Origin of the sequence: Salinibacillus kushneri (genome assembly GCF_900111405.1) — a bacterium.
In the GTDB taxonomy this organism is placed as follows: domain Bacteria; phylum Bacillota; class Bacilli; order Bacillales; family Alkalibacillaceae; genus Salinibacillus; species Salinibacillus kushneri.
Map to the genome: position 1 here is coordinate 1 of NZ_FOHJ01000017.1, position 25,496 is coordinate 25,496.

The 25,496-nt window shown below is 37.6% G+C and carries 24 protein-coding genes and 2 tRNA genes; 3 read left to right on the top strand and 23 right to left on the bottom strand.

The annotated features are described in order from the left end of the window. Nucleotides 1-199: 199 nt before the first annotated feature. Nucleotides 200-2,653, bottom strand: coding sequence for a stage II sporulation protein E (gene spoIIE / locus BMX63_RS16730; protein WP_093137634.1), 2,454 nt, complete (start codon nucleotides 2,651-2,653; stop codon nucleotides 200-202). A gap of 349 nt (nucleotides 2,654-3,002) precedes the next feature. On the opposite strand from spoIIE, the gene BMX63_RS16735 reads away from it, so the two are divergent. Both BMX63_RS16735 and BMX63_RS16740 read left to right on the top strand, forming a co-directional pair. Then, nucleotides 3,003-3,079, top strand: a tRNA-Met gene (locus BMX63_RS16735). A 21-nt stretch (nucleotides 3,080-3,100) separates the two neighbouring features. Beyond that, nucleotides 3,101-3,172, top strand: a tRNA-Glu gene (locus BMX63_RS16740). Between the two features lie 415 nt (nucleotides 3,173-3,587). Here BMX63_RS16740 and BMX63_RS16745 read toward each other — a convergent pair. The 17 genes from BMX63_RS16745 to ispE all read right to left on the bottom strand — a co-directional run bounded on the left by BMX63_RS16745 (nucleotide 3,588) and on the right by ispE (nucleotide 20,572). Beyond that, entirely contained in the window at nucleotides 3,588-3,977 is a 390-nt protein-coding gene (locus tag BMX63_RS16745) for a S1 domain-containing RNA-binding protein (RefSeq protein WP_093137635.1), read from the bottom strand. A 74-nt stretch (nucleotides 3,978-4,051) separates the two neighbouring features. Beyond that, nucleotides 4,052-4,432: an FtsB family cell division protein gene (locus BMX63_RS16750; protein ID WP_093137637.1), complete on the bottom strand. Its 381-nt coding sequence runs from the start codon at nucleotides 4,430-4,432 to the stop codon at nucleotides 4,052-4,054. Between the two features lie 7 nt (nucleotides 4,433-4,439). Continuing rightward, nucleotides 4,440-5,039: a spore cortex biosynthesis protein YabQ gene (gene yabQ / locus BMX63_RS16755; RefSeq protein ID WP_093137638.1), complete on the bottom strand. Its 600-nt coding sequence runs from the start codon at nucleotides 5,037-5,039 to the stop codon at nucleotides 4,440-4,442. Continuing rightward, nucleotides 5,036-5,338: a sporulation protein YabP gene (yabP, locus tag BMX63_RS16760; protein ID WP_245732874.1), complete on the bottom strand. Its 303-nt coding sequence runs from the start codon at nucleotides 5,336-5,338 to the stop codon at nucleotides 5,036-5,038. The genes yabQ and yabP overlap by 4 nt, the downstream gene beginning before the upstream one ends. A gap of 106 nt (nucleotides 5,339-5,444) precedes the next feature. Then, complete coding sequence (locus BMX63_RS16765) at nucleotides 5,445-5,708, bottom strand: RNA-binding S4 domain-containing protein (RefSeq protein WP_093137641.1); 264 nt, start codon at nucleotides 5,706-5,708, stop codon at nucleotides 5,445-5,447. 5 nt (nucleotides 5,709-5,713) lie between these two features. Further along, nucleotides 5,714-7,186 carry a bifunctional methyltransferase/pyrophosphohydrolase YabN gene (yabN, locus tag BMX63_RS16770; protein WP_093137643.1) on the bottom strand — a complete coding sequence of 491 codons (1,473 nt, stop codon included), beginning with the start codon at nucleotides 7,184-7,186 and terminating at the stop codon, nucleotides 5,714-5,716. After that, on the bottom strand, nucleotides 7,171-8,769 hold the full coding sequence (locus BMX63_RS16775) for a putative polysaccharide biosynthesis protein (protein WP_093137644.1): 1,599 nt from the start codon (nucleotides 8,767-8,769) through the stop codon (nucleotides 7,171-7,173). Before BMX63_RS16775 ends, yabN begins: the two co-directional genes overlap by 16 nt. A 129-nt stretch (nucleotides 8,770-8,898) precedes the next feature. Next, complete coding sequence (gene spoVT / locus BMX63_RS16780) at nucleotides 8,899-9,429, bottom strand: stage V sporulation protein T (RefSeq protein WP_093137646.1); 531 nt, start codon at nucleotides 9,427-9,429, stop codon at nucleotides 8,899-8,901. 175 nt (nucleotides 9,430-9,604) lie between these two features. Further along, nucleotides 9,605-13,153: a transcription-repair coupling factor gene (gene mfd, locus BMX63_RS16785; protein WP_093137647.1), complete on the bottom strand. Its 3,549-nt coding sequence runs from the start codon at nucleotides 13,151-13,153 to the stop codon at nucleotides 9,605-9,607. Between the two features lie 197 nt (nucleotides 13,154-13,350). Next, a complete protein-coding gene (fin, locus tag BMX63_RS16790; RefSeq protein WP_093137649.1) occupies nucleotides 13,351-13,581 on the bottom strand; it encodes an anti-sigma-F factor Fin in 231 nt (76 codons plus the stop codon). A 72-nt stretch (nucleotides 13,582-13,653) separates the two neighbouring features. Continuing rightward, nucleotides 13,654-14,214 (bottom strand): aminoacyl-tRNA hydrolase, encoded by a 561-nt coding sequence (pth, locus tag BMX63_RS16795; protein ID WP_093137651.1) that lies wholly within the window; start codon nucleotides 14,212-14,214, stop codon nucleotides 13,654-13,656. Nucleotides 14,215-14,420: 206 nt separating this feature from the next. Further along, nucleotides 14,421-15,059 (bottom strand): 50S ribosomal protein L25/general stress protein Ctc, encoded by a 639-nt coding sequence (locus tag BMX63_RS16800; protein WP_093137653.1) that lies wholly within the window; start codon nucleotides 15,057-15,059, stop codon nucleotides 14,421-14,423. Nucleotides 15,060-15,278: 219 nt separating this feature from the next. Beyond that, nucleotides 15,279-16,232 (bottom strand): ribose-phosphate diphosphokinase, encoded by a 954-nt coding sequence (locus BMX63_RS16805; RefSeq protein WP_093137655.1) that lies wholly within the window; start codon nucleotides 16,230-16,232, stop codon nucleotides 15,279-15,281. 18 nt (nucleotides 16,233-16,250) lie between these two features. Further along, nucleotides 16,251-17,630 (bottom strand): bifunctional UDP-N-acetylglucosamine diphosphorylase/glucosamine-1-phosphate N-acetyltransferase GlmU, encoded by a 1,380-nt coding sequence (glmU, locus tag BMX63_RS16810; RefSeq protein ID WP_093137656.1) that lies wholly within the window; start codon nucleotides 17,628-17,630, stop codon nucleotides 16,251-16,253. 428 nt (nucleotides 17,631-18,058) lie between these two features. After that, a complete protein-coding gene (spoVG, locus tag BMX63_RS16815) occupies nucleotides 18,059-18,346 on the bottom strand; it encodes a septation regulator SpoVG (protein WP_044153562.1) in 288 nt (95 codons plus the stop codon). A gap of 493 nt (nucleotides 18,347-18,839) precedes the next feature. After that, nucleotides 18,840-19,655, bottom strand: coding sequence for a pur operon repressor (gene purR / locus BMX63_RS16820; RefSeq protein ID WP_093137658.1), 816 nt, complete (start codon nucleotides 19,653-19,655; stop codon nucleotides 18,840-18,842). Between the two features lie 68 nt (nucleotides 19,656-19,723). Further along, on the bottom strand, nucleotides 19,724-20,572 hold the full coding sequence (ispE, locus tag BMX63_RS16825) for a 4-(cytidine 5'-diphospho)-2-C-methyl-D-erythritol kinase (protein WP_093137660.1): 849 nt from the start codon (nucleotides 20,570-20,572) through the stop codon (nucleotides 19,724-19,726). 186 nt (nucleotides 20,573-20,758) lie between these two features. Here ispE and BMX63_RS16830 point away from each other — a divergent pair, with 186 nt between their 5' ends. Next, nucleotides 20,759-20,947 (top strand): small, acid-soluble spore protein, alpha/beta type, encoded by a 189-nt coding sequence (locus BMX63_RS16830; protein WP_093137661.1) that lies wholly within the window; start codon nucleotides 20,759-20,761, stop codon nucleotides 20,945-20,947. Nucleotides 20,948-21,042: 95 nt separating this feature from the next. On the opposite strand, the gene veg is transcribed toward BMX63_RS16830, so the two are convergent. The 5 genes from veg to BMX63_RS16855 all read right to left on the bottom strand — a co-directional run bounded on the left by veg (nucleotide 21,043) and on the right by BMX63_RS16855 (nucleotide 25,390). Beyond that, a complete protein-coding gene (veg, locus tag BMX63_RS16835) occupies nucleotides 21,043-21,297 on the bottom strand; it encodes a biofilm formation stimulator Veg (protein WP_093137663.1) in 255 nt (84 codons plus the stop codon). A gap of 211 nt (nucleotides 21,298-21,508) precedes the next feature. Continuing rightward, nucleotides 21,509-22,393, bottom strand: a complete 885-nt coding sequence (yabG, locus tag BMX63_RS16840) for a sporulation peptidase YabG (RefSeq protein WP_093137665.1) — start codon at nucleotides 22,391-22,393, stop codon at nucleotides 21,509-21,511. Nucleotides 22,394-22,649: 256 nt separating this feature from the next. Further along, complete coding sequence (rsmA, locus tag BMX63_RS16845) at nucleotides 22,650-23,531, bottom strand: 16S rRNA (adenine(1518)-N(6)/adenine(1519)-N(6))-dimethyltransferase RsmA (RefSeq protein ID WP_093137667.1); 882 nt, start codon at nucleotides 23,529-23,531, stop codon at nucleotides 22,650-22,652. Further along, complete coding sequence (gene rnmV / locus BMX63_RS16850; RefSeq protein ID WP_093137669.1) at nucleotides 23,532-24,080, bottom strand: ribonuclease M5; 549 nt, start codon at nucleotides 24,078-24,080, stop codon at nucleotides 23,532-23,534. Between the two features lie 101 nt (nucleotides 24,081-24,181). Next, a complete protein-coding gene (locus BMX63_RS16855; RefSeq protein WP_245732876.1) occupies nucleotides 24,182-25,390 on the bottom strand; it encodes a resuscitation-promoting factor in 1,209 nt (402 codons plus the stop codon). Between the last annotated feature and the right edge of the window lie 106 nt (nucleotides 25,391-25,496).

Consider the following 25,496-nt stretch of genomic DNA (forward strand, 5'->3'; position numbering starts at 1 on the left):
ACTGGTTAGGTCTGGTGGTATAAGCCGAAATCATGGAATGGCGTGGGTTTCGCCATGGAATGGTTTTGGCTTATGTCCACCCAGACCTAGGAGCCGTAGCTGGACAAGAAAAGCGTAGGCGACTGGTTAGGTCCAACTGCATAAGCAGAATTCACGGACGGTCACATATTTTCGAGCCAATAAAAAAGCGCAGTATAATTCACTGCGCCTTATGAAGCGGGAAGGAAGCCCATTTTGGAGTATGCTCTTCTATTTTAGCAACTAAAACTGTCATATCATCATCAATTTCACCTGACTTGGTCCGCACAACCTCCTCCAGTATAATATCTGCAATGGCCTGTGGATCGTCAGTTTCCATATTTTTAATTTTTCTTCTGAGCCACATGTCCACGTTTTCTACATGATTAGGACCTTCAAAAATGCCGTCACTCATCATGATTAAGATATCATCTGGTTTGAGCTGTTCACCGACGACATCTACATCAAATTCTTTAATAATCCCGATTGGCAGATTGCTTGCTTCAACCTTAATAATATCTGTTGTTCGTTTTACAAAGCTTGGGGTTGAGCCGATTTTTAGAAACTTCACGCCTGCATGATGCAAATCAATAACAGCTAAGTCTAATGTAGAAAAAATTTCATCAGTTGTTCGTAACGATAAAATAGAATTAATCGATTTGATAGCAACCTTTTCATCGATTCCGGACTGTAAAATTTGTTTCAGTAATCGCAAGGTCTCCATACTTTCCAGATATGCACGTTCCCCGTTTCCCATTCCATCACTGATAGCCAATGCATACCGTCCATTTCCGAGTTCCATGGTTAAATAACTGTCTCCGGATATAAAGCCCCCACCCTTTGCAGCATGGGCCACACCAGTTTGGATATTGTACTGCCTGGCTGACTTGAATGTGAAATAACCATAGCCATTTGGAAATGGTGAAACCTCTTCCTTATCGATAACCACGGTCTCTTCCAGAATCTCAGACAAGGCTGGGGCAATGATTTTTGATCCTTCACCATGATAGTCATAGAACGATAGGTTCATTTCAATATCAATCATGCCAGGATCCAAACTATAAATATCAAGCTTCTCAATTTCAAATCCCAGATTCCGAATCGCCTGTACAATTTCCTGCTCTTGCTGTTCGTGAATTTCCCGTTCCTTCATAATCTCCTTAGCAAAATTGTCCATGACGTCAGAAACGCCTTTTAACTGTTCGGCCACAAACTTCCGACTTTCTTTCACTTGTTTTTTCAAACGTTGATTGGCCTGATAAAAGGAAAGTTCATTTTTCATCGTTTCATACACTTTACCAGATTTCACACAATGATTTTCAAAATCTCTTTTTAGTTTCCTCTTGCTATCGAATGTACCTTTTTCCATTTCAGACATGATTTCTGTCATATAGTCATACGTTTTATCAAATTTATGGACCCAGCAGCTTTCTTTCTTAAAACAGGACTGACAGGTTTTCTCTGTAACATTGCTCAAAAAGTAATCTTTTTCTTTTCCATCCTTCGTTTGAGGTGTTACACCATCAATTCGTGAAAAGCTTTTTGAAAGAGCTTGAAACATATCGGAAAACGTTTCTACTCTTTGAGCTGTCACATCTCTGACTTTTTGTAAATACTGCTGCTGTTCTTCTGTATGTTCATTTGTTCCCGGTATATAGCGGGCCATTTTTCTTATCCAGCCATCTGGTGTGGCAAAAAACAAGGCAATAGCAAGACCTGTCTCAATCATTGTAGGCCTAAAGGCTGCCCCCTGTCCTTCTCCATAAATACCAATTAATAAAGTAGCAACAAACAGTCCCAATCCGACCCCAATCTTTTTACCATCTTTTAAAAGGCCACCCAGCAAACCAGCAAAGGCTAGTAAGCTCATTTGATATAGGCTCGCCACATCAGCCAGACTTAAAACTAATCCTGTTACAACGCCAACGGTTGAACCAATAGCAGCCCCAGCGATATAGGCAAGTAATAACACAACATAACGGGAAAACACTTGTTCAACGGAAGCGTCCAACACAATCCATCCAATCATCCCTGTTAAAATGGAAGCCAGCAAAATCATCATACAAACAATTTCTTCATTTTTTAAATCTTTTTTTATTACACTTGGTGATAATATTGGAACACTTTGCATAAAAATGAGAACAAGAATAACACTTAAACTGGATTCAACAAGTGATAATACCCATTGATAGGTTTCTAATTGCCCTGCGATATAGGTAGCGGCCACTCTCGGAATAAAACACGAAACGAACACAAACGCAGGTAGCCATTTTTGTTGATTCGTGATTTTCCCAAAAATACCGGAAAGGATGCAAAATAGAAAAATGCTGCTTAATAAAAATAAGGAATGTTCCCATTGAAGCGTTAAACTTCCGGCCAAAACGGCAACGGCTACTTTTAAGGATAATTTTCGTCTAATCATCCAAATAGAAGCAAAAAATGCAATGGCAAAAGGTGAAACAGATTCCAGGATAATGGCTCTGCCTAATAGAAAACCAGCAAATAAAACCAGCCACCCTTCCTCAATAAGCTTTCGTTGAGAAAGCTCTTTAGCCTTCCTTTTTCCATTTATAATGGCATAACGAAGCTGCTGATATAAAGATTTTGATTGATTTCTTGTAACAGATTCAATCATGGTCGATCACTCCTTTAATAATGATTTAATCACAATACAACTAATTTTTTTGTCAAAACAGGAGGACAACCTCAAAAAAATGTTCGACGTCTTTCTGAAAATGATATTTTGGTTCAACAAGAAAAAGAGAACGTGTGATTCATTGGAAAAGGTTTGTGTCATAATCACTCGATAAAGTTTAATCATTATGGAAATTACTTGAATTTATGCCATTTCATGCATGCCTTTTCCTTAATTAAAGGAATTTCAGCTGGTCCATATGATAAAGAAAATTTTATTGATAAGTATTGACACTGTATATATCCTGTTGTAATATATTTTTTGTGCGTTTCAGATATATTGACTAATTGGCGGCGTAGCTCAGCTGGCGAGAGCGTACGGTTCATACCCGTGAGGTCGGGGGTTCGATCCCCTCCGCCGCTACCATTTATAAAAAATATGGCCTTTGGCCCGTTGGTCAAGTGGTTAAGACACCGCCCTTTCACGGCGGTAACACGGGTTCGAATCCCGTACGGGTCATACGGAAAGCGAAGGCGACTAGTTAGCTCTGCTTTACAAAAGAAATCCCCATTCCTTAAACAATTGATTGTCTAAGGAATGGGGATTTCTTTTGGATATGCAGGACTTTTACGGATTCATCCAACACGAAACGAATGAGGCCTGATTTCCAGGAATTAATCACAGATAACGATAATTCTGACCGGTAAAATAGTTTTTTCTGGTCTAATTTGAGATTTTTTAATCTGACTTAACATTATTTACGCCAGGATTCTCCTGACCCTTAGTTTTTCATTTTTGTACCACAATTTTTTGTCCGGCATTTTCCGTTTTCATCTGCCTTAACCAAATAAAAAAGCCCGGAGTTTTATTCCAGGGCTTTTATTTATATCTATTAACTATGATTCATTTTGATTTTATACAGTTAGACAGCAAGTTAACCTTTTCGAGCACCACGTCCACCACGTTTAGATTCCGTGTTTTTTCTTAAAGAAGCTAAGCGATCTTCACTATCTTTAAGAAAACGACTCATTTTTGCTTCAAATGATTCACTGCGTCTCTTTTGATTGTTACGTTTTTTGTTAGGATTATTATTTTCCTTGGCTTTTTTAATGGAAAGCCCGATTTTTCCATCGCTAACGTTAATAACTTTTACTTCTACTTCGTCTCCCACTTTTAGAAACTCATGAATATCTTTTACATACTTATCTGCAACCTCACTTATGTGAACTAATCCCGTTGATCCTTCAGGTAGTTCAACAAAAGCTCCAAAATTTGTGATGCCTGTTACCTTGCCTTTCAGCTTGCTGCCTACTTCAACTGACATAAAAAAAATGCTCCTCCTTAGAATTTTAGAAAAGTGTACTTCTTATATATTATATATATGCACGTAAAAAAGTGTCAATAAGACGACTCTTCATCGGGTACATTGAAGATAATTTCTCCATCTTTTGAAAGGAAATAGTCCTTCCTGGCAATTTGTAAAATATAATCCGTATCGTTTAATAATTTTATTTCCTGCTTCAAATTCTTTTCTTTTGCTTCTAGTTTATCCATTTTTTCATTTAATTGTTCATATTCGCTTACTTTTTCTTTATAAAGATCACGTTGGTTTAAATGAAGCGTAACTAAATAAGTAAAAACGCTAATCGCCACAATTGCAAAAAGTGTTAAGCGACGATAAATACGCTTCTTGCGTTTATTTTGTCGTTCAATATATGCATCATACTCCCGTACATAGTTAGAATCCAGTTTTGTTACTTGTTTTTTAGGCGAATTCACCGTCGATTTACCTCCTTTTTGCAAAAATTGCTTTCCAAAAGTCAACTAGATTATTTAATATTTTACTACAAAACGCCAAAAAGGAAAGAAAAAATTTTTTAATATTTTCAGGAATGTACTTTTTTATCTGCTTCCCTATAAATAATAGGGGACTTCTAACGATTTTCCATGGAAGGAGAATAACCCAAATCACAACTGCCCAAAAAAGTGTTAAAAGATAAGTGAGCACCTTTAGCATCCAGGACAGCGGGGCGATAATGATACGTTGAATGAGTCTTCGTATAACTTGATAGGTGGTAACGGAAAATTGGATAAGATGCTCCAGCATTTTCAAATACCATACCCTTAAAAGCGATTGATAAAACGCAAATCCCAAAATAAGGGCTAACCAAATATATAATCGAAGTTGTCCATAATTGGTTAAATATAAAATATAAAAAATAACGAGCCCCTGTAAAATCCAAAACAAAATCTCATTGATATAAAGAATCCATGTTCTTCTTTTTTTCCGGTTATGGAATCTGTGAAAGGTATCTGCTGCTATCCCAAGATACATTCCGCTACCAGCCATCACAAGAATCGTTATAAACTGCAGGGATAAACTCATTTAAATAGCTTGCTAAAGAGACCTTTAGCTTTATCTCCTTGCTGATCATCTATATAAGATAATTCATATACTCGCCCCTTAATGGATACTAAACTCTCGTCCAAATTGAGATTTTTCATATGCAAATTTTCGCCACGTACTACTAAGTAGCCAAAAGTTGTTTGCAGTAAAAATTCTTCGTTATCAAAGCTATCAACTTCTTTAACACCTGTGATTTCAAGCTCTCTTCTGTTAAGAACCTTAACATGATGCTCCTGTGGTTCTCTTGTATTCGGATAAAATTGATTTTCATAATTCATATACTCGCCCCTCCTTATCATTAAAACTCTATGATAGAAAGGACAAGTATAGAACTTGAAAGTTCATATTTTTTACTAGATATAAAACTTTTCCTAAAGGGTAAATCTAATCGTTTTTAACAGGTTCTTCCTTTATAACTGTATATAAACTTTGGGCTTCGTCTTTTTTTACATTTTCACGCAGGTCATTCACTTTAACAGTGAGCTGCTTTTGCCCAAAGCGAATCTTTAATTCGTCACCTGCAGCCAGGTTAGACGATGCCTTGGCCGGTTGACCATTTAGCTGTATTCTTCCTTGTTCTGCCACTTCTTTTGCCAAAGTTCTTCTTTTAATTAACCGTGAAATTTTTAAAAATTTATCTAAGCGCATAAGCCTTACCTCTCTTTTTCGTATTCCTTCGCTTCGTTCCAAAACTGGTCCATTCCCTCTAATGTTACAGTTTCTAATGTTTTCCCCATTTCTTTTGTCCGTTTTTCAATATATTGAAAACGTTTCTTAAAGATTTGATTGCTCCGTGACAGAGCAAGTTCTGGATTAATGTTGCGGTGTCTAGCAAGATTTACAAGGGAAAATAGAATGTCTCCAAATTCCTTTTCCATTTCTGTACTGGTTTGTTTCGCTATTGATTGCTCAAATTCCTCTATTTCTTCTTTAATTTTATCGAAAATGGTTTCAAAGTTCTCCCAATCAAAACCTGCTTTAGCTGTCTTTTTCTGAAGCTCATAGGCAGTTAATAAAGCAGGAAGAGACCTTTCGATATCATCTACTATGGATTTTGCAACCTCTCCACCCTTTTCCTCCTTCTTAATTTCATCCCACGTCTTCACAACTTCTTCAGATGTATTCAGATGAAAATCACCAAAAACATGAGGATGCCTGCGAATCATCTTATCTGTAATATTTTTTATGACATCATCAACGCTGAAATACCCTTCGTCTTCACCAATTTGACCGTGAAGCATAATTTGCAGCAGTACATCTCCTAATTCATCTGCTACCTTCTCATCATCTTGTTCATTAATGGCTTCAATAACTTCGTAAGCCTCTTCAATTAAGTAGGGGCGTAAGGATTCATGGGTCTGTTTTCGATCCCATGGACAGCCATTTGGGCCTCTTAAAATGGCGATTACTTCACGAAGACGATTAAATTGATGATTCTGTATTTCTTTAGGAGCAGGTGGCACATAGACGCTGAGTAAATTACTGAAAGGTACAGACCGATCGAGTTCATAAAGGGGTACTGTTTTTATCCATTCCTCATTACTTCCTGCACCGTGAACGACTGTAATAGGATAGTCGTCCGGTAAATCGTCCATTAAGGTTAACTTCACGTCTGAAGCAATCATATCATCGTAAACCTGTGAAAACACAACATGCTGATCATATTGTACCTCAAAACGGCGAAAAGACGTTCCATCAAGAAATTGAAAGCCTTCAATCGGGTCGATTTTGAGAGATGAAAATAATGCGTCCAAATAGCTTTGTCCTTGTCCTACCTTCACTTCAACCGCGGGATTCCCTTCAGCCTCTTCTAACAGAATTTGTACAGTCCTTTCTGCAAGCATAGGATGTCCTGGTGTTGCATATAAAACAGGAGAATGTTCAGCTGCTTTTAGCAACTGATTGGCTATTTCCTGGTAAACAGGTTCAAATGTCTGATGTTTTTCATATACTTCATCAAATGATTGAAACTGTACACCTTCTTTTTCAAGGGACTTAATGACAGGATGATCCATTGTCCGTGTGTATATTTTTGAGTCTGCAGAAAGGAATTTACGATATACACCTAGTGGCATCTGATCAATATCTCCTGCACCCAAGCCTACAACGGTTATGATTTTTTCCATGATCTTCTCCTCCTAACCATCCACTGAATCAATCGCTCTCCATACGGTAAAAGTAACAGTTCTTCACGGGTAAATCCCCCACTCCATATCAGGGCCGCAAAATAAGTGACAGCTCCTAAACTGCAGCTAACGAAAATAAACCCAAGTACATCTAAACGATGATGGATTTCACCATTTATGAATAATTGTTCTGCAATCATAACGATGATTACCATCACAGCCAAGGCAAAACCAAAGGATTTCCATGGTACAACCGCTTGATAGGAAATCGTTATATAGCGACGTAACATAAAAGCAAAACCTGCTACTAAAAGGAGAACACTTACAACTGAAGCCAATGCCGCTCCCTTAATCCCTAAATGAGGAATAAGCACTATATTTAACAGCCCTTTTATCCCTACTGCCATCCCAAACAAAAGGGCCTGTCGTTTCACAAAACCGAGACCTTGTAAAAAAGTTGATAAAGTTAATGTTATGGATACTAATAAAATCATAAGCATAAAGATTCGTAGTGTTTCTGTTCCAGCATTTGTTTTAAATAACAGAATATTAACGGAAGGAAATATCATAATCATTCCAGTTGTCGCAGCAGTTGAAAAAAATAACGTTAGTTTTAATGCTTTCTTCAACGACTGTTCTTCTATTTTTTTCGTTCCCCCAGCTTTTATTTTTGAAATAGCCGGTATAAGAGCTAAAGATAAAGACGAACCAAAAACGACTCCCAATTGAACTAAGGGCTGTCCACGATCATAAATCCCTTTTTCCACCTTGGCCTCATCTAAAGCCAATCCAAAGTCCTGTAAGCCAGGAATCATCGTAAACACATCAACAAGCTGTAAAAGGATAAGTAACATATAATTTAAACCGACAACCAGACTTATCTCAAAAAGCGCCTTAATCATTTTCCTAATTGAAATCATTTTCATGGAGAAATGGATTTGGTGGCGTTCATAAAAAAACAGAAAGGATACTGCCAATATGACAAAGGCAATAAATGCAGCAATGGAAGAAGATAAAGCTGCACTACTGCCTATATCATACAGGTTCTTCCCCTCTTGAAGTAAAGTATACGTAAAAAATATTATCAAACTGATTCGTACGACCTGCTCCCCTGTTTGAGAAATAGCTGTTGGCCGCATGTCTTCCACACTTTGAAAGCTTCCCCGCAAAAAGGAGGTGAAAGGAATAAATAAATATAGAACAGAAGCAAACTGGATGGGAACCTCTAATTGGGAATCACCCATCCATATAGCAATGGGTTTAGCACCAGCGTATAAGATGAAAAATACAATACCATTTAAGATAAACAAGAAAATGAAAATGGGAATATGCATCGTGACTTGATCAGACGACTGATGTCTTTCTTTAGTTTCTATTAGAAATTTTGAGATAGCAGCAGGATAACCGTAAATGGACATCATCCACGCCACAGTGATAAACGGATAGACCTGCTGATATATATAAAACCCTGTATCTCCTGTTACATTTTGGAGTGGAACACGATATCCAGCACTTAATACCTTCCCGAGAATCCCTGCTATGGTTAAAAGCAAAGCTCCTTTGAATACTTGTTTATGACTCATATCTTACGCCTTTCTCTTTCTCTATGTATGGCATCATTATAGCATAGGAGTATCCGGTCATCACATTCTGTAAAACCAAAAGTTAAAGAGGACTAACTCAACCTTGAGCCAGTCCTCTCTTAAAAATGCTTAATCCATTTGTCTTGCCAAAAACCCTGCTGCGGTTTCCGCTGCCTTTGTCTCCGCTTCTCCTAAAGCATCATTTGACGTTAACAAAACACAACCTACCGGATCCCCATTAGCTATAATGGGTGCTATCACATATGAAGAAATGGTCTCCTCTTTTCCTTCAACAAACTCAATACTTTGCTCTGTATTTTCTGAGACCACATTCCGTTCTTCCATAATCTTTTCTATTTGAGAACCAATTTTTTTATTTAAGTACTCTTTTTTAGATCCACCTGCGACGGCAATAAATTCGTCACGATCTGAAATAAAAACGGTATGTCCCAATGTGTCAAATAAAGCTTCGGCATATTCTTTTGCAAAATCACCTAATTCATTGATGGGAGAATACTTCTTTAGAATAACTTCTCCTTCACGGTCAACAAAAATTTCAAGAGGATCGCCTTCTCGAATACGCAACGTTCTTCTAATCTCCTTTGGTACAACAACCCTTCCCAAATCATCGATACGTCGAACTATTCCTGTTGCTTTCATTGCCTTCAATCCTCGCTTTCTTGGATGTGATTACGTAAAGTGACTTTTTCTTGGTTAGTCAAAGCACCGTTTCGTAAAGTTAGTATTTAACACCAAGGGCAAACTATACACAAGTTGGTAAAAATTCGTCTAAAATAACCAGTGGATACCAGGAATAATTCTTTTTTTAATTTGGCTAGGAGGATGCGACTTCCTGTTGTTTTACAGTATGGAGCTTTGTGAGAAATTCTGAAATAACATCATAACGTTTGTATTGATTATCACGATTAAATTGAAAGACTACTTTCAGTTTATTATTCTCTGTTCCGAGCTGGATTAACCGGCCATATTCATTAGCCAATTCAAATAATTTAGAGCCATCTACTTGCTGACTTTCTTCACCATCCATGAGAAGCTCAACATTCATTTTCTTTTCAGTAATGGACTCGATTCTTTCCTGCTTAGCAATAATTCTTAACTTGGTAATTTGAATCAGGTTTTCAACTTCAGTTGGATACTCTCCAAAGCGGTCCATTAATTCATCCTGCAAATCTAACATTTCCTCCATCGTTTCAACAGCGCCAAAACGTTTATACATATCAATCTTTTGCTTTTCGTCTTCGATATAAGAAGGCGGAAGATAAGCATCCAGATTCATATTGATTTCAACTTCAAATGGTTTTGCTTCTTCGTAGGTTTTTCCTTCTTTTTTCGCATCAATGGCATCTTTCAGCATTTTAGAATACATATCAAAACCGACTGAATCAATAAATCCATGCTGTTCTGCACCTAATAAGTTTCCGGTTCCACGAATCGATAAATCACGCATAGCAATTTTAAATCCTGACCCAAGCTCCGTAAACTCTTTAATAGCCTGCAGACGCTTCTCAGCTACCTCTGTAAGCACTTTATTCTGCTGATGAGTAAAGTACGCATAAGCTATGCGATTGGATCTTCCCACACGTCCGCGCAACTGATAAAGCTGACTAAGACCCATTTTATCCGCATCATAAACAATAAGTGTATTAACATTTGGAATATCTACACCTGTTTCAATAATGGTGGTGCTTACCAGGACATCAGAATGCCCCTCTAAGAAGTCAAACATGACATTTTCCAGCTGGTTCTCATTCATTTGTCCATGAGCATAAGCAACTCGGGCATCTTCTACTAATGCATCAATTTCTGCAGCCATTCTTTCTATATTTTCCACACGATTATAAAGAAAGAAGACTTGACCTCCCCGGGATAATTCCCGCTCTATAACTTCCCGAACAAATTGTGAATTGTACTCTATGACATACGTTTGAATCGGAAAACGGTTTTCAGGCGGAGTTTCGATAACCGATAAATCCCGCACCCCTAACATGGACATATGGAGTGTACGCGGAATAGGTGTTGCGGTTAAGGTTAAAACATCGATATTCGTTTTTAGCTGCTTAATCTTTTCCTTATGTTTAACCCCAAAACGCTGCTCTTCGTCAACAATTAATAACCCGAGCTCCTTAAATTTAATATCTTTAGATAAAATACGATGTGTACCAATAACGATATCGACTAAACCCTTTTGTAATCCTTCAATAGTTTCTTTTTGCTGTTTTCGTGAACGAAAGCGGCTTAACAGCCCAATATTAACGCCATAATCCTGAAATCTCTCCTGGAACGTCTCAAAGTGCTGTTGAGCCAAAACCGTTGTAGGAACAAGTACAGCAACCTGCTTTTCATCCAATATAGCTTTAAATACCGCACGAATCGCCACCTCTGTTTTGCCATAACCAACATCCCCACAAAGGAGACGATCCATAGGTCTTTGCTTCATCATATCCTGCTTAATTTCTTCAATACAACGAAGCTGATCCTCTGTCTCCTGATAAGGGAAAGCAGCCTCAAACTCTCGTTGCATGTCATTATCCTCGGAGAATGCAAACCCTTTAGTCCGCTCACGTTCTGCATAAAGTTTAATCAAATCATCGGCTATATCTTCAACAGAGGACTGGACACGTTTTTTAACCTTTTTCCATTCGCTTCCGCCCAATTTATACAGCTTGGGTTCTTTCCCTTCCCCTGAACCAACGTATTTTTGGACCAGATCAATTTGATCAATGGGGACATACAGCTTGTCATCACCAGAATATTTAATAAGTAAGTAATCTTTATGAAGTCCGTTTAATTCTAACGTTTCAATCCCAACATATTTACCAATTCCATGATTGGCATGGACGACATAATCGCCAATTTTTAATTCCTGATAGCTTTTAATTCGTTCAGCATTTGAGATTTTTTGTCTTCTTTTCGGACGTTTCGTTTGCTTTTTAAATAACTCCTGTTCGGTTAATACAGCAACACGAAACAGCGGTAGCTCAAAACCACCACTTATCTGTCCCTCTACAATGGTTGGCGTTTTTAAAGGAAATTCAATATTTTGATCGGCTATTCTTGCTTTCATCCCATAATCTTCTAAAACAGACTGCACTTTTTCCACTCTGTTTTGCGTTGGAGCCACAACGAAGACTGAAAAACCCGATTTTTCCCATCTATTCAATTCACTTTTCAGTAAGTTCATTTGACCATGAAATTCCTGCATGGCACGGCAAGAAATATTAATTAAATTTTCAGGATTTGTATTCGAAATATGACGCAGAAATACTGACATATACAGCTTGGAATAGTCTGCTAATTTACTCTGAATATCATTCCAATTAAACGATACATTAAGGTCCCGTACCATTTTATTTTGCGCTAATAAATTTGAATACCAATCCGCTTCCTCCTGATCCAGTCTCGATGCTGTTTCTTCAACACGACTCATTTCATCTATAACAACCAGACCATTTTGAGGTAAATAATCTATTAAACTAGCGGGTTCATCATAAAATAATGAAATATACTTATAAATTTCCTGAAAGCTTTCGCCATTTTTCAATCGTTCTATATCATATTCTATATTTTCCACTAAGTCTTCCTTAGCCTTGTTGTCTTTCATTTTTTGTAACGTATGACTGAGAGCATTTTCTAGTTGTTGTGCACCCTTTAAACGTTCCTCATCTGATAAGATAATCTCTTCAGCGGGTCCAATCATAATCGATGACAATTTTTCATTATAAGATCGTTGCGAATTTGAATCGAAGTAACGAATCGAGTCCACTTCATCATCAAATAATTCAATTCTGACTGGATTTTCACTGGTAAGTGGAAATATATCAATAATTCCACCACGAATACTAAATTCACCTTTGGCGGAAATCATATCCTCTCTTCTATAGCCCATTTCAATTAAGGATTCGGTATAGCTATCAATGGAAATGACTTCCCCTGTATGAAAGGAGAGTCGAGACTGTTCCCAACGCTTCATGGGCGGAAGTATACGTTTGCAAGCTGCAATAGGGGCGATAAATACTCCTTTTTGCTTTTGTATCCATTGATTTAAGGAATCCATTCGTTGACTTAGAAGCTCTGGACTGGCAACGGCAATTTCAGATGCCATTAATTCATTAACAGGGTACAGATAGACGTCTTCTTCATGACTTAAATCTAATAAATCTTCATACAGTGCCTGGGCTTGACTTAAGTGATGGGTAAGCACTAATACAGGTTTATCAAGTGACTCATTTAGCAGTGAAATAAAGACACTGCGAGCTGCCCCAGACAGACCGGATACGAGCTGTTCTTTCATTCCCGATGAAAAACCTGAGATAATTGTTTGAATATCATTTTGTTCCTGAAGGTAGTTCTTTAAACCTTGCAAACCTTACTCCCCCTTATAACCGAAGCTAAAATCACAGTTGTTTGTTCACACTTAAACCGGCATACTTGAGTCAAGGAACAGTAAATATATGAATCATAGAATAATTTTTTACTCCCTAACCTCTGTCTACCTTAAATATGAGACGTACAAAAATGCTTTGGTGGACAAACACCAAAGCTTGTTTTGTCTTTTGCCTATTATTGAAGAAAGCGATCAAGTTCATGGTAATTTGGATGTTGATTTAACGCTTCCTCACAATGGTCACAAATGGCTTTAACCTCCATATGGCCATCATTTGTGTAATCAATCATTTCATTACGTTCATCATTTGAAAGAATGTGTAGTCCTAAATCTTCCTCATGAACATAATTTTGTTGTAATTCACCAATCTTATTTCCGCAATGGCGGCAACGGTAAATAACTGCCATTACCAACCCTCCTCGGCACAAACTTATTAAAAGTTTGTCCCTGATTGCGGATTCTTATACTGTTTAAATATATTAAGCGTTAAAATAATTCATGACTTCCAAAAACGGTTTTTCCAGCCACATTTCACAAGCCTCTGCCGCTTTCTGTACACTATCTTCTATTTTAGGCTTCTGTTCCTCTGTAAACTTTCCCAGAACATAATCAACAACTGGCATATTCGTTTCAGGTCGACCGATTCCTAGTCGGATTCGTTTAAAGTTCTTTAAAGCTGTCTGATTAATAATATTACGAATTCCGTTATGTCCACCATGTCCGCCTTTCTGTCTCAAACGAATTTTTCCTGCTGGTAAATCCAAATCATCATAAATAACAAGAAGATCTTCAATATCCAAATCATAATAGTTCATAAAAGGCTGGACAGCTTCACCTGATAAATTCATATAAGTTTGTGGTTTTAAAAGGATTACTTTTTCACCATTTATATACTCAATCGTATATAAAGCGTTAAATTTTTCTTTGTTTAACGTCCAGTTATTTTTTTCAGCAAGATAGTCAATGGCCTGGAAGCCAATATTATGACGGGTCAGCGCAAACTTTGAGCCGGGATTGCCAAGTCCCACTATACATTTCATAACTTTTCCCTCTTTCAAGTCCTTAATCAACTTACAAGATTAAAGGATAACAATAGAATGAGTCAATGTGAAAACATCACATCTGACAAACTGGTGCATACTGTTTTCTATTTTATTTTCTTAATGAAAGAATTTTATCCTTCTTAAAAGTGTAAAAAAGGCCAAATTAGGAATTTGGCCCCTTTTTACGCATTTTTTACATAGACTTATTCTTCTTCATTATCGCTTTTTTCGTTAATTACTTCAGGTTCTGCCTGTTCTTCCTCCGCACTCTCTTCTGATTCAGGATTATCATTTTGAGGTGGAAGAATTGTTACAATTGTCGTTTCATCGTCACTTAAAATTTCATAGTTTCGGCCTTCTTTTAAATCACCTACAACAATACCTTCACCGATTTTCACGTTCGTAATGTCAACATTAATAGCCTCTGGAATTTCATTTGGCTTGGCACGAACATGTAATTCATGAAGGGTTTGCTGCAGAACACCTCCGTCTCTTACACCTTCTGATTCGCCCTCTAAGTTAATAGAGACTTCAACGTCAACTACAGATGACTTATCGACTAAATAAAAGTCTGCATGAATAACGTCATCTTTAAGCGGGTCAGACTGATAATCATATAACATAACATCAAGAGGTTCATTGCCTTGAACTTCTAGAGAAAATACGGAGTTACGTCCCTCTTCACGAACGGTTTTAATAAGTTCTAAAGTATCTATAGACACTGTAACCGGTTCTTTATCCTTTCCATATACAACGGCAGGAATGGCACCGTTCTTTCGTAATTCTCTTGTGTGTGAACGACGTAAATCCTTTCTTTCATTAGCCTTAATTGTTGCTGTCATAACTTCATCAACCTCCAAATTTTTTACACTGAATGTATTTTTTCCTTTTACTTCTTTAGATAAACCTTTTGGGTTCTAGTAAAACAATGAAAACATTTAGGCTTATTCTTTGGTGTTGAATGTTACTAAAACAAGATACAAGCTAATTACAAATGTCTATTCAGGCTAGAGTCAGGGCTTGTCCCGCCAGAGTCCCAGTCGCCTTCGCTTTTTTCGGTTTTATTCAAATAGGTCGCTTACGGATCTAAGCTCATGAACACGGGTGATGGCTTCGCTGAGTAGTGGTCCGACTGATAGTTGCGTAATCTTGTCTATTCGCTTACTTTCCGGAAGTGGAATTGAATTCGTAACTACAAGTTCTTTAATTTTGGAATTCTGAATTCTTTCCATAGCAGGTCCAGATAAAACAGGATGCGTACCACAAGCATATACTTCTTTGGCACCATTTTCAACTAAAGCGTTTGCTGCCAGGGTGATGGTTCCTGCTGTATCAACGATGTCATCAACTAAAATCGCCGTTTTTCCTTCGATATTTCCAACAATATTCATAACCTCTGAAACATTCGGCCTTGGTCTTCTTTTATCAATAATGGCAATAGGGGCTTTTAACAGGTCAGCCATTTTTCTTGCACGTGTCACTCCTCCATGATCAGGAGATACAATTACAAGGTCATCAATACCTTTTTGGCTAAAGTAATCGGAAAGAATCGGTACGCCCAATAATTGGTCAACAGGAACATCAAAGAAACCTTGTATTTGGGGAGCATGTAAGTCAAGTGTAATTAAGCGTGTAGCTCCTGCAGTCATAAGTAGATTGGCAATCAACTTAGATGTTATGGGTTCTCTTGAACGAGCTTTACGGTCCTGTCTGGCATACCCGTAATAGGGGATGACAATGTTAATTGTTTTTGCAGATGCTCTTTTTAAAGCATCAATCATAATAAGAAGTTCCATGATGTGATCATTCACTGGTTCAGATGTGGACTGAATGACATACACATCACAGCCTCTAATGCTTTCCTCAATGTTAATTTGGACTTCTCCGTCACTAAAGGTTTTTACCGAACACTTTCCTAGTTCAGTTCCAATATTATGGGCAATTTCCTCTGCAAGTTTTGGATTTGAGTTTAGTGTAAACACCTTTAGGAATGGGTCTTGGTAAGTATTAGGCATCGTAATTTGGACCTCCAATTATTTTTTTCTTATATTTTTAAGTCTTTCTACGTAGCCTTCTTTATTGGTTTGACGGGAGCGAGCAATAGATAGTGCTTCTTCCGGAACATCTTTTGTAATGGTGGAACCCGCTGCTACGTATGCACCTTTTTCGATGGTAACTGGAGCTACAAGGTTGGAATTACAGCCGATAAATGCCCCATCTTCAATAACGGTTTTATGCTTATTTTCTCCATCATAGTTGACCGTTATCGTCCCGCATCCAATATTAACCTCTTTACCAACCTCAGCATCACCTATATAACTTAGGTGAGACGCTTTACTTCCTTCGTCAAATACGGCCTTTTTCACTTCTACAAAGTTGCCGATTTTCACATCATTTTTAATATCTGAGTCAGGCCTTATATGTGCAAATGGTCCAATTTTAACATGTTGCCCAATTTTACTGTCATGGGCTACACTTTGTTTAATGGCTGTTCCTGAACCAATTTCACAGTTTTTAATTTCTGTATTTGCACCAATAAAAGCGTCTGTTTTAATTACAGTTTTCCCCTCAATTGTACAGCCTGGCTCAATCACGACGTCTTGTTCTATCGTAACTTCAGGTCCAATATACGTATGTTCAGGATTAATGACTGTAACTCCGTTTCGCATATGCTTTTCATTGATACGCTTTCGCATATGCTTTTCTGCACGGAATAATGCTACACGGTCATTTACCCCCATGGTTTCTGCAAAATCGCTTGTTTGGTAAGCTGTAATTTTTTCCCCTCGTGATTTTACGATTTCAATCACATCAGGTAAGTAATACTCACCTTGAACATTATCGTTTGAAACATTTTTCAACGCCTGAAAAAGCGCCTGATTATCAAAGCAATATGTACCTGTATTTATTTCCTTAATAGCACGTTCTGCTTCGCTTGCATCTTTATGTTCAACAATTTTTTCTACTTCACCGGATTCATTTCGAACCACCCGGCCATAGCCTGTTGGGTCATCTGCTCCTGCTGTAAGAACAGAAACCTTTGCTTGTTCATTTTCATGGTGAGAAACGAAAGCCTCTAACGTTTCAGAAGTAAGTAAGGGGGTGTCTCCACAAACAACAAGTGTTGTTCCTTCCCTATTTCCCAGCATTTCCTCTGCTTGCATCACAGCATGCCCTGTACCGAGCTGCTCCTTTTGTATAACGAACTCGGTAGCATCACCAAGCTCATCCTTCACTTTCTCCGCTCCAAATCCAACTACGGTAATCAATTGACTTAACTGTAACACATTTAGCTGATCCACCACATGCTGAACCATCGGCTTTCCACACACGGGGTGAAGTACTTTATATAAAGAGGACTTCATTCTTGTACCCTGACCAGCAGCTAACACCACTGCAAATCGTTCTGACATTCAGTACCCTCCATCCACATTTCCTATAATAATTCTATAAATTAGTATGTATTGACTACCCCATATTATAGCAAATTATAGAACAAACATGAACTAAAAATAAACGCGGATAGGGCTTGATTCGGCACAGTTGTATAAATAAGTCCCTTGGAGTGGAACGCTGTTGACAGGTCATAAAAATAGCTTAAATTAACGAGGTTAACTGGATAAAATTGGATGATAAATTGTTTCTGGAGTACTAATCGCTTGGACTCGGTTAAAGATAAAATAGCGTGGATTTGAGGAACGTTTATTTATTAAACAGAAATTCGTCTGTTTCCTAAAGCAAAGCTAAAGTTGTTAAGCCTTTTTCTATTTAACCACTTTACAAGATCCCTAAAACAAGAAAGAAGCCTAATCGTAAAAGATTAGACTTCGCTTCGATTCATTTAAGAGGCTCCTGCTTCTTCATATTCAACTTCTTCTCCTGCACGATCATATTCTGCTAATACGGCATCCTGGATTTTTCCACGAGTGTTGGAGTTAATTGGATGTGCAATATCCCGAAATTCACCATCAGGAGTACGCTTGCTCGGCATCGCTACAAATAAACCATTGTTACCGTCAATGACACGAATATCGTGCACAACGAATTCTTGGTCCAAGGTAATTGATGCTATTGCCCGCATTCTTCCATCTGTATTGACGCGGCGTAATCTTACGTCAGTTACTTCCATTGTGTCTCACCACCTTTTCCCTTAGAACTTATTATGCAATATTCCACAAATGGACAAAAATTCCTTCCATTTTTTAAAAATTTTTTATAATTTTTAACGGAAAACATATAACAATTGTTCACAGAAATGTATCCGCTTACTAAAAAACTCCTATGTATTTTGTATAAATTGGTTTTTATACAGACTTTTTTTACATTTGGCTCCGTTAAACATGGGTATTGATTTGCGTCCAATCAACTTGGTCGAAAACTCAACAATAAGCTTTAACACTGCCTTATATTTTAATGCTCTTTCACTAAAGATTGTTGCCTTTGACCATTATGTAAGGATGAGCTAAAGAGGAAAACAGGACTCACTGTACGGGGACAATCCACCCTTGTCACGCCTTTCGTCCATTACTATGGTCTAGCTGTACCTTCCTATCCTATTTTTTAGAGTCTCACCTATTTCCCTTTGCTTTAGTTAAAGAACATTCTTTTCGTAAACAGTCTTGTTAAAGAGGAAAATAATTTCCCTTAATAGCTTCAATTTTTTGTGCTTTAATATCTACATCCTGAATTTTTATCAATGAAACATAGTCATCTACAACTCGTTCTTCTTCCTCATCCTCCGCTTCCGCTAAAACACCAATCCCTTGTACATTGGCATTAAACTCGTCTAAAAGGCTTTGCATTCCGGTTATTGTTCCTCCAGCCTTCATAAAATCATCAATAATACAAACATTAGCCCCTTCTGGCAGGCTACGTTTGGATAATACCATCGTTTGAATTTTTCGTGACGAACCGGAAACATAATTAATGCTAACTGTAGAGCCCTCTGTAACTTTCGGGTCCCTTCTTACAATAATGACGGGTACATTTAACACATTAGCTGTCGCGTATGCTAGCGGGATTCCTTTTGTGGCTACAGTTACGATATAATCAATCTCCTTGTCCGCAAAAGCTGTGGCAAAAATTTTACCTACATTCCGAATAAGTTCAGGATCCCCTAATAAATCACTCATATATAAATATCCGCCTGGCAGAATACGCTCTGGATCCTCCAATTGATTACACAATTCTAGAATAAATTGTTCACTGTTTTTATTTGAAAATAATGGAATATATTTCACTCCGCCAGCTGCACCTGCAACTGTTTCAAGCTTTCCAATGCCCTGAGATTGAAATATTTGGTCTACAATATCTAAGTCTTCACTTATAGACGACTTGGCTGCATCATACTGCTCCGAAAAAAACGGCAAAGAAACAAGTTTTCTCGGATGATTTAATAAATAATTAGTCATTGCCACAAGTCTTTCACTTCTTTTCACAGCTCACACCCCATAATCCGAACTATTATACCTGAATATTACATCTTTATACGGATTTGTCAACCCTTTTAGCCTAACATTCGTACAACATACACATCTTCACAAAAGCCTCTTAAACTGTTATAAATTCGTTCCGCCCTTGATTCCTTCTGTGTAAGACCGAATATAGTAGGACCGCTTCCACTCATGAGTACATTATCGGCACCAGATTTCAGCATCTGGTATTTCATCCATTTTACTTCTGGATGCGTATCCATGGTAACAGCCTCTAAAACATTGGCTAATCTCTGACAAACCGTTGGATAATGACGGTCTTTAATCGCCTGAATCATATCATTTGTATTAACATTATTCATATGATCGGCTGTTAGCTTCTCATAAATGGTTCGTGTTGATATACCGATTGACGGCTTAGCTAACACTACCCAGCAATTTGGGGGCGATGGTAATGGTTTGATTTTTTCACCTCTGCCTGTTGCCAAGGCTGTACCACCATAAACACAAAATGCTACATCAGAACCAATTTCCGCTCCCATTTCAGCTAATTGTTCCTGGGATAAATGTAAATCCCATAATTGATTTAAACCTCTTAATACAGCAGCCGCATCACTGCTTCCGCCAGCAAGTCCGGCAGCTACTGGTATTTGCTTATATATGGAGATTTGAACTCCTTTTGTTATATTAAATTTATCTTTAACTTTTTCAGCTGCCTGATAAGCTAAATTCCGGTAATCATCGGGTACAAATCGTTTTTCAGACTGAATGAGTATAGTGTTTTCCTCCAACTCTGTAATCTGAATCTGATCAAATAAGTCAACAGTGGTCATAATCATTTCCACTTCATGATATCCATCTTCACGTTTATGTAAAACATCCAGTGTTAAGTTTATTTTAGCGGGAGCCTTTTCTACAATCATGCTCTCACCTGCACTTTCTCACGTATCTTATAGTCCTTCAAATTGTAACATAACATGGGAAAGCTTGGCGATATAGCCTTGACACCGCAGGAATTATAACCAATTATTAACTCCTATTGTTTTTTTAATCTGTGGGAAAATAAGCATGTCGTAAAAACTTTTGATCTTCGAAAGGGGCTGGATACCTTGGGTAGACGAAGAGGGATAATGTCAGACCAGTTTAAAGAAGAGATTGCAAAGGATTTAGGTTTTTACGACACCGTACAGAAAGAAGGATGGGGCGGCATTCGAGCAAGGGATGCTGGAAACATGGTAAAAAGAGCAATTGAAATGGCAGAGGATCAGCTTACGAACGAAAACAAGGACAGGTCATAAGACCTGTCCTTGTCTGTATGTATCGAAGTGATTGAAACAAAAACGTAAAGCGCGTATAAAAAAGCAAAAAGCAGTAAACGATGTTTACTGCCTCCTTAAGCCATTTTACTTAAATCATCAACAAATGATAATTCAACAGTCTCCGTTAATACATCAGCATAGCTGTAAGATACCCGCTCAAAAGAATTTTCATCTTGATCCAGTTCAACGATGAAAACAGCTGGATATGTTTCAGCTAAAATACCACTACGTTTGATGGTCTTTCTACGGCCACCATTTGCTTTTAATGTCAACCTTTTCCCAATACGTCCATCAAGTATTTGCTTAATTTCCGCTAATGTTTTTGGCAATGCACTCCACCTCACTGTTCATAATAATAACACAAACAACGCTTTCAGTCAAATAAAATCTTACATTATATCAGCTATCTGTTGTCTATGTCAACGCAAAAAATGTATTCCTCCTTATTTTCCCGAAAATATAAATAAAAATGCATAAAAAATACAATTATTCGACTTTACTATACATTTATAGACTTATTATGCATTTCACCATTTTCACCTAAAAGGGACGAATATCTTCATCTTCACTATCCTCAGAAAATGGCATCCCTGTTCGAAATAATCCTTTCGTTTCGACTCCGCCTATACCTTTTTCTCCCGTTAACGTATTACGAAGGACATCCCATACTTGAATATGATCCATAAAGGATGTAAAACCAATTTTGGCCGCAATATAAACTGGATCTAATGCATGAATATTTATTCTCGAAGGTGAACTGGCAAAATTAGCTCCAGCACGAATTAACGATTCAAAGTGTGATTGACATGCCCCGGCAAAAATGACCAGCTGATCTAAATGAGGCATATACTCCCGCGCTTTTCGAACCGTTTCTGTAAAGTATTTTGAATGACGATACGCTCTTAAATCCTTTTTATCCCCCTTGTTTTTAGAAAAAGAATCATGTCCAGTAATCACAATCATATCCGGTTGGACCTTTTTTAATAGAGGCTGGATTTCATTTGGCATTTCCTTCTCATGTACATGAACGCCATGTACTTGTAGTCCTAAACGCTGATATAAATGAATACACTTTTTCAGAAAGATTGGATCGCCGTCTATGTGCAGAATTCTGGGAGGTATTTGGAAGTGTTTAATTTCGGTGTTATATCCACTGGAGACTTCATAATCTCTTTTTTTACGCATTAATTGGTAATCCTGTCTGAATAAACGAAAAGAATAATCTTCTTTTTCCTTTTCTGCCTTTTTTCTTCTTGTGAGCTCTTCACGTTTTACTTTCACTAAGTCATCGGGTGCAGCATCTGCCTCTAGACGATATTCTTCACCATAAAGCTTAACCAATTGCTCTTCAACTGACTGCACACGAAACAATAAATCATGCTGATGAGAAATTCTTGTCACAATGTCACCTTTTTGCCAACTCATAACTGAATCCTCCTCAAAATAAACGCGAACTCCTACAATAGCTTATTTCAAGGTAAATAAACGTGTGACATTTATCTTAAATCCGTCATAAATACCTAATAAAAAAGCTGGGACCATGTTTTTTTAAAGGAAAAAACGAACGAAATCAAAATGATGGATGCTGCAAAAACCCGCTCCGGTATACTTCACTAAAATCGTTCGTTGTTCTCCTTTGAATTTCGTCTTTGTTATGTCCCAACCTTGTTTAAAAAAGTATTTAGTTTTTATAGGAATACAGTGCATTTGCCAATTGAGCAAATTCTTCAATCGATAAAGATTCTCCACGTCTCCTTCCATCTAAATCAATAGCTTGTAACACTTCCGAGATTTCTTCCTTTGATAGTTGTTCCTTAAAATGACGACTAAGATTATTCATCAATGTTTTTCTTCGCTGACCAAAGGAGGCTTGTACCAGTTCAAAGAAAAAAGGTTCATCTTCTACGTAAACAGGTGGTGTTTTATGCATCTTTAACTGTAAAACAGCTGAATCCACATTAGGTTGAGGCATAAAAGCAGACTTTGGAACATTCATTACGACTCTGGTGTCTGTGTAATACTGAACGGCAATAGATAGGGAACCATATTCCTTTGTATTAGGGTGTGCAGACATACGATCAGCCACTTCCTTTTGAATCAGCACACTAATGTCTGTAATGGGTAATGGATCCATTAGTAATTTCATTAAGATGGGGGTTGTAATGTAATAAGGCAAGTTAGCTACTACCTTTACTTCCTGATTCATCTGAAAATTTTCCTGTATAAACTTAGAAACATCCGTCTTTAATATATCCTGATGAACTACGGTCACATTCGAATAGGGGGATAGTGAATCTTTCAATACCGGAAGTAACCTCTGATCAATTTCAAATGCTAAAACATGGTTCGCCTGTTTAGCAAGCTGTTCCGTTAAAGCGCCAATCCCCGGTCCAATTTCAATAACAGCTGTATCCTCAGTAATACCAGCCTTGGTCACTACCTTTTCCAAAATGTTCGAATCAATCATAAAATTTTGCCCAAGGCTTTTTTTAAAAGAGAGCCCGTATTTATTCACTATCTCCTTCGTCCTTGAAGGGGTAGCAATTGGCTTTTGATGTTCCATTTATTGTTCCTCCCGAAATATCTCTTCCATAGCTGATGTAAAGTCAGATCTGGTAACCTGAAACATATTCAGACGTTTTTCCAGCTGCTTAGCATTTGTAAATCCTATACTTAGTTTGTCTCCTAATTTCCTTCTCCTATCACTAGCATTTGGATTCCCAACGAGCCCGAATTCAAGCAGATCCTCTTTCGTAAAAATATCCTCAGGCTTCTCGGTCAATTCATAAACATGGTTTAAAGCCTTTTGAATCGCTTCGGGGGAGGCGTGTTCAATCCCCAGGCCTTTTGAATTTATAGCCTCATTTCTTGGTAAAAAGGCATGCTTACAACCCGGAACAGCTTCTTCTATGATGCTTCGGATACGCTGTCCGGGATAATCAGGATCCGTAAAAATAATAATTCCTCGTTTTTCCTGAGCATGCTTAATTTGTTTTAAGGTCGACTTATTTATAGCTGATCCATTCGTTTCAATTGTATCTGCATTTACTGCTCTCTTTACAGCTGTAGTATCATCTTTACCTTCTACGACAATGATTTCCTTGATGTGCACGCTACTTATCCTCCTGTAAAGTGAAACTTGTAAAACCTTTACTATTTATTAAGAATAAAGGTTTTTCACGCAAAAGAAAAGACAGAGGTGATATCCTCTGCCTATTTATAAACCTTTACTTTGACTTGTTGGTGTCCATAACCACCGTTATACTTACTGGAATGTTTAAATAAATCGATTCGATTTCCTTTAATCGCTCCACCAGTATCACCAGCTACAGCATAGCCATAACCTTCAACCCAGACTTTTGATCCTAATGGAATCACATTTGGATCGACAGCCACGACTTTTTTCCCTGGTGAGTTACGGAGATCAATACCGGTTGAGGTTACACCGCTACATCCATTACATTTTTCTGTATAAACGGTTGCGGTCATCATATACTCTTCAGCCACCTCACCATTATCACCACGGGATACAGTTTGGGTTGGTTCTGATGTTTCTGTTTTTGTACCCATAGCTACGATTTGGTCCTGACTCTCTTTTTCCACTTGTTTGTCAATAAGTTCACGATCAACTTCTTCACCGTTTTCCAAGGTAACTTCATAGCGCTTTGTGACAAGGCCTTCTTGACCTTCCTGAATGACTTTTCGTTTTCCTTTTGTTATCGAGTCGTCGCTTTTGGTTGTTGTACTATAATCAACACTCTCTTTTACAACATCCTCTACAACTTCTACTCTCGTAATATCAACCGAATCACTTTTTGCAATTAATTGATCCTTTTTCTGCTTTAAGCGATCATTTTTATCCAGTTTAATGTCTTTTTGTTTTAGTAATTCTCCAATTGTTTCAGCAGTTGTCCAGACTTTTTTCTCGTCACCGCCATCATTTAACGTAATTTGGTATGCCTTATCTATTTCAACTTCTAAGCCTTCTTTAATTTCTTCTGATTTTTCAGCTGAAAGTTTATCATGAGAATTTAACTCAATGTTTTCTTCCTTTAAAAACTCACCAATTGTCTGCGCAGTCGTATAATATTGATTAGAATCATTTTCTACCGTTAGCGTTATTTGTTTTGCCATCGTATAGGCTATTTCCATTCCTTGTTTTATATTTTCGTTCTTTTTAGGATGTATTTCATCGTAATCTGTTACTTGTATATTTCTATTATTTAGTAATTCTTCTACTGTGTCTGCGTGTGTACGAACTGATTGCTCTTCACCATTGATGGCTAGAACAACATCTTTTTTCGTTGTTTCATAGACTAATATCCCTAGTGAGGCAACGAGTACAATAGCACTGGCTGCAATCATGATCATCTTCTTTGAATGCTTCACGAAGGATGATGCACGATTTAAAAGGTTTCGCATTTCCACTTTTTCCTCCTTTTGTACGCAGTTAATGAAGTTTACTACATACAAAGTTGTCAAACACTAAAAGTCTAGTAAAAAAATTTAAGGAGCCAAACTTGTGCTT